Genomic DNA, 11497 nt, shown 5'->3' with positions numbered 1-11497 from the left:
GTGTTGCGATTTGAAGTGCTTTCGGATATTGGGAAGAAGCGTTCAGTGAACGAGGATAGTGCAGCTGTTTTTACAATTCAGAATGGCCCAACACTGGCTGTAATTGCAGACGGTATGGGAGGCCATCGGGGTGGAGACTTTGCAAGTGCAACAGCAGTTCAACTATTGGGGGAAAAGTTTCAAGGAGTATCCAATTCAGCTGAAATGGATGATGAAGACTGGAAAGAATGGCTTTTAGAGACGGTTTCATTCATCAACCAGACTATTTTCGAGGTTGCAGAGAGAGATGAGAACTTCAAGGGTATGGGGACAACTCTTGATGCTGTGCTTGTTAACGGAAATAAGGGATTAGTTACACATGTAGGTGATAGTCGTGTGTATATTATTAATGAAACAGAAATCATTCAAATTACGAAAGATCATTCCTACGTCAATATCTTGCTTGATTCTGGTGAAATAACAGAAGAAGAAGCTGCGACGCATCCTCAACGAAATTGGATCATGCGAGCGGTTGGATCAGAAAAATCCATAACACCTGATTTTTATCATATTCAGCTGAAAGAAAACGCTTATCTATTGATCTGTACAGATGGATTAAGCAATAAAGTCCATAGTGAAAAAATTCATAGTATCGTTACATTGGATGGGAATCTCCATTCCAAGGCAGTTGAATTAGTTAAATTAGCGAATGATATGGGTGGCGAAGATAATATTTCTGTTGTTTTAGGATACTCCGATTCGGAGGTGAGATCATCATGATCGGAAAACGAATTGGTGGACGTTACGAAGTCATTAAAGGCATCGGAGAAGGCGGTATGTCAAAAGTCTATTTGGCACATGACATTATTTTAGACCGCGATGTAGCGATTAAAGTGCTTAACTATGATTTCGCAAACGAGCAAGATATAAAGAAAAGATTTCAAAGGGAAGCATTGTCAGCAACAAGTTTGACGCATCCACATATTGTGAATATTTATGATGTAGATGAAGAAGGAGAACTTCATTATTTCGTAATGGAGTACATCGAAGGTCAAACATTGAAAAAATATATTCAGTCGAATGGTCCATTACCTGTTGCCCAAGCTGTCAATATTATGAAACAACTTGTTTCAGCGATTGCAAATGCGCATCATAATGGCATTATTCATCGGGATATCAAGCCGCAAAATATTTTAATGGACGCCGATGGTGATGTGAAGATAACTGATTTTGGAATTGCAATGGCCCTGCATGCGACCGCGCATACAAAAACAAATTCAGTTATTGGGACAGTCCATTATTTATCCCCCGAACAAGCAAGGGGTGGAATGGCGACTAAAAAATCGGATATTTACTCCTTAGGTATCGTCTTTTATGAATTATTGACTGGCGAATTACCGTTTTCGGCGGAAACAGCTGTCGCAATCGCTTTAAAACATTTGCAGGAGGAGACACCGTCTGTACGAAATACGTTTCCCGGTATACCTCAAAGCGTTGAAAATGTTATTTTAAAGGCAACAGCGAAAGATGCTACATACAGATATCGATCAGCGGATGAAATGTATGATGATTTACTAACAGTTCTTTCTCCTGAAAGACAGTATGAAAGTAAGTTTACATTACCGTTTGATGATGATAAAACTCGTATTATTCCCGTGATCACAGATCCATCAAAAGTGGATAATCACGACACGACTAAAATTATCGAACCAGTAACTCCTGAACCTCAACCGCCTGTGAAGAAGAAGAGGAAGAAATGGCCGATTGTTTTAGGTATTTCTATAGGTCTTATTGCAATCGCATTATTGGCTCTTTTCCTGCCTTCATTATTAGGTCCGAAAGACGCTCTTATCCCTGAAGTTGCGGGATTGGATGAAGCGGAAGCAAGGGACCTCATTAGTGAAACTGGGTTTGTGGTAGAAGGCATAATCGAGGACTTCTCCGATGAATACGAAGCCGGTAAGGTTTTCAAAACAATCCCGGAGGCTGGAAAAAACCGTGAGTTAGGCACCCCGGTCACACTTTACGTAAGTAAAGGCAAAGACACGATGGAAATGACTGATTATACGGGTAAGGATTATGATGAAATCTATAATTTCTTGCAAGGATTTAATTTTAGGTCAATTACGGCTGATCCGGTTTATTCTGACCAGCCAGAAGGTCAAATTCTTGAGCAAACCCCAGCTGAAGGCGAGCATGTCGTTCCAGGGGAGACGGATATCGTATTCAAAGTCAGTCAAGGAAAGAGAATGGTCAAGTTAGGCGATCTGACGAATTATGATAAGAAGCAGTTGGATGATTATGCGGAATCCTCGGGATTTGATATTCGTGTAGTAAAAGAGGAGTATCATGATACAATTCCGGAAGGTAATGTTATTTCGCAAGATCCTCCTGCGGGATCCGATTTGCAAGTCGGTGCAAAAGTTGGCGTTGTCCGTTCCAAAGGACAAGAGAAGAAACCAGTGAGAGTTTATGTAAGGCCTGTGGATATTCCGTATGAATCTACAACTGTAGATGATGAGGATGAATCATCCGAGCCCGAACCACAGACTGTTAAAATATACATCCAGGATAATAAGCATTCCATGACAGACCCGGTTGCAGAATTTAAAATTACTGAAGATACACGTAGAGAGATTACGATTGAACTTGAAGAGGGTCAACGTGGAAGATATATCATCTATAGAGGAGATACAGTCATAGAGGATATAACAGTTGATTACGATGATATCGAAGAATAAGAAAGAGGGATTGGATGCCGCAAGGACAAATCAGAAAAGCGATTAGTGGTTTTTATTATGTGCAAAGGGAAAACGGGAATCTGATCCAGTGCAAGGGGAGGGGAGTCTTTAGAAATAGAGGGATCTCCCCCCTTGTAGGTGACATTGTAACGATTGTCGAAGATGGCGATAATGATGCGACAATTACAGAAGTTCATGAGAGGAAAAATGAACTTGTACGGCCGCCGATTGCTAATATCGATCAGGCATTGCTTGTATTCTCTATTGTTGAACCTGATTTCAGCCTTCATTTATTGGATAGATTCCTGACTGTCATTGAATCTGTCGACATAAAACCTATCATCTGTCTAACCAAAAAGGATATTGCGAATGAAACTGACCTTCAACTCGCTAATGCTGCAATAGAATACTATGAAGGCATTGGGTATGACGTCATTCAGACATATATCGATGATCCTGATTTGCACGACCTACTTTATCCTTTTCTTAAAGGGAATACGACCGTCCTTGCGGGTCAATCAGGTGTAGGAAAGTCAACATTGTTAAATACGTTGATCCCTGGTTTGCTATTGAAAACTGGTGAAATTTCAGAGGCATTGGGCAGGGGAAAACACACAACTCGTCATGTCGAACTAATGGAAGTCGCAGGAGGACTTGTTGCAGACACTCCGGGTTTTAGCTCGCTTGACTTCGATCATATCGAAAAAGAAGAATTACGTAATTATTTCGTTGAAATGGAGCAAGCGGCGCCACTTTGTAAATTCAGAGGTTGTTTACATCTTAAAGAGCCTAAATGTGCAGTAAAAGCAAAGGTCGATACCGGCGAAATTTTAAACTCCAGATACGATAATTACGTACAGTTTTTACAAGAGATTACTGACCGAAAGCCGAGGTATCCGAAAAATGATTAAAATTGCACCATCAATATTGGCAGCGGACTTTTCGAAGTTAGCTGAAGAAGTTAAAGAAGTGGAAGCAGCAGGTGCGGAACTGATCCATATTGATGTAATGGATGGACATTTCGTTCCGAACATTACGATGGGCCCGATTGTTGTGGAGGCGTTGCGACCAGTAACCAACCTCCCTCTTGATGTTCACCTCATGATTGAGAATCCAGATGCATATATTGAACAGTTTGCAAAAGCAGGAGCAGATTATATAACTGTGCATGTAGAGGCATGTAGGCATTTGCACCGTACGATTCAACTAATTCGTTCATTTGGTGTAAAACCTGGTGTTGTGCTTAATCCACATACACCTATTGAGCATATTCTTCATATCTTGGAGGATGTGGACCTTGTCTTGTTCATGACTGTGAACCCGGGATTTGGCGGGCAGAAATTCATTCATTCAGTTGTTCCGAAAGTGAAGCAGCTTTCCGACGTCATTAAAGAAAAAGGACTCAACATTGAAATTGAAATCGACGGCGGCATTAATGAGGAAACAATCATTCCATGCGCTGAAGCGGGTGCTACTATTTTTGTAGCGGGATCTGCTATTTTTAATACGGAAAACCGTGAAGAGGCATTACAACGGATCAAAGCTGCAGGGGAAAGCGTGCTGAAATAATGAAAAGAGTTGTTATTTGCGCTGGTGGACCGGTTGAGGAATTACCGGATTTACTTGCCTTAAAGTCAGAAGGGACTATTTTTATTGGAGTGGATCGTGGCTCCCTTCATCTTTTGGAAAGAGGAATAGTTCCTTTGGAGGCAGTAGGTGATTTCGATTCGGTTACTAAAAGTGAATTTGAGATGATCCAATCGGCTGTGGACCGTGTTGATGCATTCAATGCCATGAAAGATGAAACAGATACTGAATTGGCGGTTACACGTGCTCTTACCCATGAACCCGATGAAATCATCCTCATAGGTGTGACGGGTGGAAGAATTGATCATTTCGAATCAGCGCTGCAGTTACTATACCGGCTTCAAATTGAATATGAAGATGTGTCATTCATCGTTAAGAATATAAGCAATGAATTATATATTTTAAAGTCGGGAACACATCTTGTGAATAAAAACGAAGGTCTGCCCTATGTATCCTTTTTTCCTTTTGGAAGTACCGTTGAGGGAATTACCTTGACTGGCTTTAAGTATGAGACTGTAAATGCTCGGATGGAAATGGGTATGACAAAGTTTACAAGCAATGAACCAATTGAAGAAGTTTGTACTATCTCATTCCGGAAAGGCATATGCTTAATGGTAAGGAGTTCAGATTCCTGAAAGGAGCCGGGGAATTGCGAGTCTATACATTTACGATGCCAAAGTTTCTCAGTAGTTTTGTCCGAAAATGCATGGTCGTCTTCCAAAAAGATGATAAGCAGAAGAGCCAGGCAGCTGCAAGTGCGAGTCAGCGCAATAGAAAAAGGAAAAAAGAAAAAACGTCAGGCTGAACTTATCGGCCTGGCGTTTTATTTCTTTTTTTCGTATTGTCGGAAAGCAAAAGAAGTAATTATTGTCTAGCTGCAACGACCAGTCTCTCGGGTCATAAGCCATATTAGCTCCACGGCAAAGTTCGCCGTTACGCTAATCTGTCTTATGCCTGTCGAGCCTAAACGGTCGTTTCCGCTTTTCGTTTAAACTCTTTCTACTTTACCTGATTTAAGTGCTCTTGCAGATACCCAAACACGTTTTGGTTTACCGTTAACAAGAATACGGACTTTTTGAAGGTTAGCTCCCCAAGTACGTCTGTTAGCGTTCATTGCGTGTGAACGAGCATTTCCAGTACGAGCTTTACGTCCAGTAATAACACATTCTTTAGCCATTTTTATGACCTCCTCGCTAATAATGATTAAGCGATTCACTATCTAATTCGCATACCATAATACTTTATCACAGGAAATAATGGCTTGCAACCTTTTTTAATGATGCTTTCAAGTGAAACTCCTTTACAGATTTAATGTTTGCGGTTACTTCTTCTTTAATAATGTTATGGTGTATAGTACAATAGGGGAAGCTATAAAGGATGCAGGAGGGGAAGCTATCATGTCAATTGAATTGAAAAACGATTACGGTAAAATAGATATTACGAATGACGTCATTGCCCAAGTGGTTGGAGAGGCGGCAATCGAATGCTACGGAATTGTCGGCATGGCTTCACGTCATCAGATCCGGGATGGGCTTACAGACATCCTTGGAAAAGAGAATTATGCAAGAGGAGTCATTGTGAGAACAATCGGGGATGAGACACATATCGATATGTATGTCATCGTTGGTTACGGCACTAAAATCTCCGAGGTTGCGTACCAAGTGCAATCCAAAGTTATGTATACACTAAAAAAGACATTATCGTTAACAGTGGATTCAGTGAATATATTTGTTCAAGGAGTTCGGGTGACGAGTTGATAGAAGGAGGAAAACTTTCAATGAAGTTTATTGATGGTGTTAAATTTGCGGACATGGTGAAGATAGGTGCTCATCACCTTCATCTTAATGCAGACTATGTCGATTCATTAAACGTGTTTCCAGTACCCGATGGTGATACAGGAACAAATATGAATTTATCGATTGCCTCAGGTGCAAAGGAAACAGCTGCACATGCATCTGTGCATTTAGGTAAAACAGCTCAAGCATTATCCAAAGGTCTTTTAATGGGTGCACGTGGGAACTCAGGCGTCATTCTATCTCAATTATTCCGCGGTTTCGGGAAAGCGGTTGAAGAGGAAGAGAAGCTTAATAGTGTCAAATTCGCAGGAGCACTGGACTATGGTGTTCAAACAGCCTATAAGGCAGTTATGAAGCCTGTCGAAGGGACTATCTTAACCGTTGCGAAAGATGCTGCGAAAAAAGGTGTCGAAGTGGCTAATACTACGGATGATATCATCAAGGTAATGGAAGCGATTGTCGAAGAATCAAAAGCATCATTAAAGAGAACTCCGGATCTTTTGCCAGTGTTGAAAGAAGTCGGTGTTGTAGATAGCGGTGGACAAGGCCTTGTCTATGTATATGAAGGCTTTTTGGCGTGTCTAAAAGGTGAGGCGCTACCTGAGCGTACAACAATTGGATCAATGGATGATCTTGTAAATGCCGAGCATCATCGCGGTGTTCAAGGTTTCATGAACACTGAAGATATTGAATTCGGTTATTGCACAGAATTCATGGTGAAATTTGAAGACGATAAAGTTAAGAAGAATCCTTTTGAAGAAGGTGACTTCAGACTGGATCTAAGTAAATTTGGAGATTCGTTACTTGTCATCTCCGATGATGAAATCGCGAAAGTACATATCCATACAGAGGAACCTGGAGATGCCCTGAATTACGCTCAACGATACGGTTCACTTATTAACATCAAGATTGAAAATATGCGACAACAGCATATCGACATCGTTGGTGAAGGCCATTCAACGAAGAAGGAAGAGAAGGCTGTTCATCCTTATGCAATCGTAACAGTCGCAATGGGATCCGGAGTTGCCGACCTGCTGAAAAGTATCGGTGCATCTGCGGTAATCGAAGGTGGTCAGACAATGAATCCTTCAACGGAAGATATTGTTAAAGCCATCAAAGATGTCGGAGCAGAACGTGTAATTATCCTGCCGAATAATAAAAATATCATCATGGCTGCAAAGCAGGCAGCTGAAGTGATCGGTATCGAAGCTGCTGTCGTAGAAACGAAATCAGTTCCTGAAGGTCTATCGGCAATTCTCGCATTCAATCCTGAAATCGGTGTAAGTGAAAATGAAAAAGTAATGTCCAAGGCTGCAGCTGCCGTCAAGACAGGACAAGTCACTTATTCAATCCGCGACACATCGATTGACGGTGTAGACATTAAGAAAGATGATTTCATGGGTCTTGCGGGTAGTAAAATTGTCATTTCTAAGCCTTCTTTGGATGATGTTATTAAAACATTATTGGCTTCTTTGATAGATGAAGACGATGAAATCGTTACAATTATCTATGGTGAAGATGTTACTGAAGAAGAGGCAAACGAAATTGCGAGCTATGTAGAAGAGAATTATGATCATACGGAAGTTGAACTCTATAATGGGAAACAGCCGTTGTATCCATATATCCTCTCTGTGGAGTAATAAAAGAAAATGACGGTATGCTCTTGACGAGCGTGCCGTCTTTTCTATTTTGTCTTTATCATGTAAAATGAATTCATGCTTGTCTTTTAATTAGGGGGTATTATGTATGAAATACAGATCCGTGTTTGAAATAATCGGTCCTGTGATGATAGGACCTTCATCTTCACATACTGCGGGCGCTGCGAGGATTGGCCGTGTAGCCCGAGATTTGTTTGGTAGACAACCGGAATGGGCGAAAATTCATTTATATGGTTCTTTCGCGGAAACATATAAAGGTCATGGAACCGATGTTGCAATCATCGGTGGATTATTAGATTATGATACCTTTGACGAACGGATCAAAACAGCATTTGAAGATGCTACAGCACTTGGAATGACATTTGAGTTCATACCAGAGGAAGAGGAAGCTGAGCATCCAAATACGGCGAAAATTAGAATTGGGGATAGCCAAGGTGAAATGGAGCTCGTAGGCATTTCAATCGGTGGGGGGACAATGGAAGTGACCGAGTTGAATGGTTTCCCACTCCGTCTTTCTGGCCATTTTCCAGCGCTTCTTGTTGTTCATCATGACCGTTCAGGTGTCATTGCAAACGTTTCCAATGCAATTGCTTCGCAAGGGATGAATATTGCTCATATGGAAGTCGGCAGGAAAGAAAAAGGGAAAATGGCACTTATGGTTATCGAAATAGATCAGATGTTTGATGAAACGTTAATAAATGAATTGAAATCCTTGCCGAATGTCACACAAGTGTCGACATTGGCAAATTAAGGGGGAATATAGATATGGAAGTACTATTCAGTTCGGTAAAGGAACTTGTAACACTTGCTGAGACACAAAACAAGCCAATTTCTGAAATCATGATTGAGCAGGAAATGCTTATTACAAAGCGTACGCGTGAAGAAATAATTGCGCAGATGGATAATAACCTTACTGTTATGGAAAGTGCCGTTGAGCAAGGACTTAAAGGTGTAAAATCTACCTCTGGTTTGACTGGTGGAGATGCAGTACTTCTTCAAAATTATATAAAGACCGGGAAATCCTTATCGGGTGACCTTATATTAGACGCCGTCAGCAAAGCAGTTGCAACGAATGAAGTGAATGCCGCAATGGGAATGATCTGTGCAACTCCGACAGCTGGGGCTGCAGGCATTGTGCCAGGAACGCTTTTTGCAGTGATAGACAAATTGAATCCGACAAGGGAGCAAATGGTGAACTACCTATTCACATCTGGAGCTTTCGGCTTTGTCGTTGCAAATAACGCATCCATCTCAGGTGCAGCAGGAGGGTGTCAGGCTGAAACTGGATCTGCGGCTTCCATGGCCGCAGCAGCAATCGTAGAAATGGCTGGCGGAACACCTCAACAAAGTGCAGAGGCTTTCTCCATTGTAATGAAAAATATGCTTGGACTTGTTTGTGATCCTGTAGCTGGTTTGGTTGAAGTACCATGTGTGAAACGGAACGCAATGGGTGCAGCGAAAGCTCTTGTAGGAGCAGACATGGCCCTTGCAGGAGTCGTCAGCAGAATCCCTACCGACGAAGTAATTGAAGCGATGCATAGGATCGGACAAACGATGCCGTCTGCTCTAAAAGAGACTGCGAGGGGCGGACTTGCTGCTACACCTACCGGCAAATGGCTTGAGGCTAAGATATTCGGGAAGGATAGAACGGTCAATGACCGCGTCAATTCGTGACGCGGTCACATCGCTGAAAGGTGTAGGGAAGGCATCTGCCGAACGGCTCCAAAAATTAGGGATTGAAACAATAGGGGATTTGATCAATACAATTCCTTATCGACATGAAGATTTTAGATTGAAAGATTTAGCGGATACACCGCATAATGAACGGGTTACGATTGAAGGAAGGGTCGAAAGCGAGCCTTCCGTTCTTTTTTTAGGGAGGAACCGTTCTCGACTACAAATCAGACTCCTCGCGGGTCCACATCTCGTCAAAGCGATCTTTTTCAATCAGCATTATTTAAAAGAACGTCTTTCAATAGGGATGGTTGTAACAGTGACAGGAAAATGGGATCGCGGACGGCAAGTGATCAATGTTAGCAATTTCAGCGAGGGACCCAAAACGGACCAAGCGGATTTTGAACCTGTTTATAGTTTGAAAAATGTAATGCATCAAAAGACATTCCGAAAATATATGAGAAATGCACTTGACTTGTGTGCTGGTGAAATAGAGGAAGTATTACCGGATTCCATAAGAGAGGCTTATATGCTGCCATCCGTTAGTGAGGCATTGGAGATGGTTCATTTTCCGAAGTCACCAACAGATGTAAAACAAGCAAGAAGAAGATTTGTCTATGAAGAATTGCTTAAATTCCAATTGAAGATGATTGGGATGAAGAAAATACGTAAGGATGCGGAAAAAGGAACAACTATCCAGTACGATTTGGAGCGGTTGAAAGCATTTATTTCTTCATTGCCGTTTGAGTTAACCGGTGCCCAAAAAAGAGTCGTCAACGAACTCTGTGCTGAATTGAAAAGTTCCGGGAGGATGAATCGCCTTCTGCAAGGGGATGTTGGTTCCGGAAAGACTGTCGTCGCAGCAATTGCACTATATGCCGCCATCACCGCAGGCTTCCAAGGAGCACTGATGGCTCCGACAGAAATCCTTGCTGAACAGCATGCCAATTCGCTTTCTTCCTGGTTAGAGCCGTTTGGAGTGAAGGTAGCATTTCTTTCGGGATCTACAAAGGTAAAGGCGAGAAGACATATCTTGGAGAATTTAGCGAACGGTGAAATCGATCTTTTGATTGGTACACATGCCCTTATTCAACCAGATGTCAGTTTCACCAAATTGGGCCTTGTCATAACAGATGAGCAACATCGATTCGGTGTTGAACAACGCCGTGTGCTTAGGGAAAAAGGATTGAATCCGGATGTGCTTTTCATGACAGCAACTCCAATCCCAAGAACTTTGGCGATCACGGCATTCGGTGAAATGGATGTTTCGGTTCTGGATGAAATGCCAGCAGGTCGTAAACAAATCGAAACGTATTGGTTGAAAGAAGAGTCATTACTACCCGTATTAAGAAAAATGGAGAGGGAATTGCATGCAGGTCGCCAAGCTTATGTTATTTGCCCTCTGATAGAGGAATCGGACAAGCTTGATGTACAAAATGCCGTCGATGTCCATGCACAGCTCACCCACCATTTTAAAGGCAGATATACAGTCGGACTGATGCATGGGCGTCTGCATCCGGATGAAAAGGACGAAATCATGCGTGATTTCAGCGATGGGAAAATCGACTGCCTCGTTTCAACAACAGTTGTTGAAGTTGGTGTAAACGTTCCAAATGCGACGTTTATGCTCATTTACGATGCAACCCGTTTCGGATTAGCACAACTCCACCAATTACGAGGAAGAGTAGGGCGGGGCGCTGATCAATCATACTGTGTCCTTCTTGCTGATCCGAAAAACGAAGAAGGAAAAGAACGGATGCAATCGATGACGGAGACAAATGACGGATTCCTCCTCGCGGAAAAAGACCTCGAGCTAAGAGGGGCAGGAGACTTTTTCGGCAAAAAGCAAAGTGGAATGCCTGAATTTAAAATGGCAGATCTCGTCCACGATTTCCGTGCATTGGAAACCGCTCGTCAAGATGCTGAGAAAATGCTATCATCCGACAGCTTCTGGAGCTCTCCGGAATATAATTTCTTAAGAGAAGACTTGGAACAATCCGGCGCGCTTTCTCAAGAGAGAATGGATTGAATGGATAGTTGTTGAGGTTAAAAAATAAAAAAG

The 11497-nt window shown here is 42.1% G+C and carries 12 protein-coding genes; 11 read left to right on the top strand and 1 reads right to left on the bottom strand.

Annotation, left to right across the window (positions count from 1 at the left end):
- The 6 genes from ACFPZG_RS10015 to spoVM are packed head-to-tail and all read left to right on the top strand — an operon-like array spanning position 1 to position 5112.
- The gene (locus ACFPZG_RS10015; RefSeq protein ID WP_317940124.1) at positions 1-759 is read left to right on the top strand and encodes a Stp1/IreP family PP2C-type Ser/Thr phosphatase; all 759 of its coding nucleotides are present in this window, start codon (positions 1-3) and stop codon (positions 757-759) included.
- A complete protein-coding gene (pknB, locus tag ACFPZG_RS10010; RefSeq protein ID WP_317940123.1) occupies positions 756-2720 on the top strand; it encodes a Stk1 family PASTA domain-containing Ser/Thr kinase in 1965 nt (654 codons plus the stop codon). Before ACFPZG_RS10015 ends, pknB begins: the two co-directional genes overlap by 4 nt.
- Before the next feature lie 14 nt (positions 2721-2734).
- Entirely contained in the window at positions 2735-3631 is an 897-nt protein-coding gene (rsgA, locus tag ACFPZG_RS10005) for a ribosome small subunit-dependent GTPase A (protein WP_317940122.1), read from the top strand.
- On the top strand, positions 3624-4289 hold the full coding sequence (gene rpe / locus ACFPZG_RS10000) for a ribulose-phosphate 3-epimerase (protein WP_283731683.1): 666 nt from the start codon (positions 3624-3626) through the stop codon (positions 4287-4289). Before rsgA ends, rpe begins: the two co-directional genes overlap by 8 nt.
- Complete coding sequence (locus ACFPZG_RS09995; RefSeq protein WP_283731684.1) at positions 4289-4942, top strand: thiamine diphosphokinase; 654 nt, start codon at positions 4289-4291, stop codon at positions 4940-4942. Before rpe ends, ACFPZG_RS09995 begins: the two co-directional genes overlap by 1 nt.
- A 14-nt stretch (positions 4943-4956) precedes the next feature.
- Positions 4957-5112: a stage V sporulation protein SpoVM gene (spoVM, locus tag ACFPZG_RS09990; RefSeq protein ID WP_283731685.1), complete on the top strand. Its 156-nt coding sequence runs from the start codon at positions 4957-4959 to the stop codon at positions 5110-5112.
- A gap of 183 nt (positions 5113-5295) precedes the next feature.
- Here the strand turns inward: spoVM and rpmB are convergent, their stop codons facing one another.
- Positions 5296-5484, bottom strand: a complete 189-nt coding sequence (rpmB, locus tag ACFPZG_RS09985; protein ID WP_283731686.1) for a 50S ribosomal protein L28 — start codon at positions 5482-5484, stop codon at positions 5296-5298.
- Positions 5485-5704: 220 nt separating this feature from the next.
- Between rpmB and ACFPZG_RS09980 the strand changes: the two genes are divergently transcribed.
- The 5 genes from ACFPZG_RS09980 (at position 5705) to recG (ending at position 11464) form a co-directional block, all read left to right on the top strand.
- On the top strand, positions 5705-6064 hold the full coding sequence (locus ACFPZG_RS09980; protein WP_283731687.1) for an Asp23/Gls24 family envelope stress response protein: 360 nt from the start codon (positions 5705-5707) through the stop codon (positions 6062-6064).
- Between the two features lie 20 nt (positions 6065-6084).
- Positions 6085-7743, top strand: a complete 1659-nt coding sequence (locus ACFPZG_RS09975) for a DAK2 domain-containing protein (RefSeq protein WP_317940121.1) — start codon at positions 6085-6087, stop codon at positions 7741-7743.
- 106 nt (positions 7744-7849) lie between these two features.
- Positions 7850-8512: an L-serine ammonia-lyase, iron-sulfur-dependent subunit beta gene (sdaAB, locus tag ACFPZG_RS09970; protein WP_317940120.1), complete on the top strand. Its 663-nt coding sequence runs from the start codon at positions 7850-7852 to the stop codon at positions 8510-8512.
- Between the two features lie 14 nt (positions 8513-8526).
- Positions 8527-9435, top strand: a complete 909-nt coding sequence (gene sdaAA, locus ACFPZG_RS09965) for an L-serine ammonia-lyase, iron-sulfur-dependent, subunit alpha (RefSeq protein WP_283731688.1) — start codon at positions 8527-8529, stop codon at positions 9433-9435.
- On the top strand, positions 9416-11464 hold the full coding sequence (gene recG, locus ACFPZG_RS09960; RefSeq protein WP_317940119.1) for an ATP-dependent DNA helicase RecG: 2049 nt from the start codon (positions 9416-9418) through the stop codon (positions 11462-11464). The genes sdaAA and recG overlap by 20 nt, the downstream gene beginning before the upstream one ends.
- The last annotated feature ends 33 nt before the right edge of the window (positions 11465-11497 follow it).

Origin of the sequence: Sporosarcina thermotolerans, from assembly GCF_042658975.1 — a bacterium.
Taxonomy (GTDB): Bacteria; Bacillota; Bacilli; order Bacillales_A; family Planococcaceae; genus Sporosarcina; species Sporosarcina thermotolerans.
This window is presented reverse-complemented; position numbering and strand designations above follow the sequence as displayed.

Excerpts from the sequence above, each read along its gene's own strand:
- ACFPZG_RS09995 (WP_283731684.1), top strand. The coding sequence starts at position 4,289 with ATGAAAAGAGTTGTTATTTGCGCTGGTGGACCGGTTGAGGAATTACCG.
- recG (WP_317940119.1), top strand. The coding sequence starts at position 9,416 with ATGACCGCGTCAATTCGTGACGCGGTCACATCGCTGAAAGGTGTAGGG.
- ACFPZG_RS09980 (WP_283731687.1), top strand. The coding sequence starts at position 5,705 with ATGTCAATTGAATTGAAAAACGATTACGGTAAAATAGATATTACGAAT.
- sdaAA (WP_283731688.1), top strand. The coding sequence starts at position 8,527 with ATGGAAGTACTATTCAGTTCGGTAAAGGAACTTGTAACACTTGCTGAG.
- ACFPZG_RS09975 (WP_317940121.1), top strand. The coding sequence starts at position 6,085 with ATGAAGTTTATTGATGGTGTTAAATTTGCGGACATGGTGAAGATAGGT.
- sdaAB (WP_317940120.1), top strand. The coding sequence starts at position 7,850 with ATGAAATACAGATCCGTGTTTGAAATAATCGGTCCTGTGATGATAGGA.
- rpe (WP_283731683.1), top strand. The coding sequence starts at position 3,624 with ATGATTAAAATTGCACCATCAATATTGGCAGCGGACTTTTCGAAGTTA.
- rsgA (WP_317940122.1), top strand. The coding sequence starts at position 2,735 with ATGCCGCAAGGACAAATCAGAAAAGCGATTAGTGGTTTTTATTATGTG.
- rpmB (WP_283731686.1), bottom strand. The coding sequence starts at position 5,484 with ATGGCTAAAGAATGTGTTATTACTGGACGTAAAGCTCGTACTGGAAAT.
- pknB (WP_317940123.1), top strand. The coding sequence starts at position 756 with ATGATCGGAAAACGAATTGGTGGACGTTACGAAGTCATTAAAGGCATC.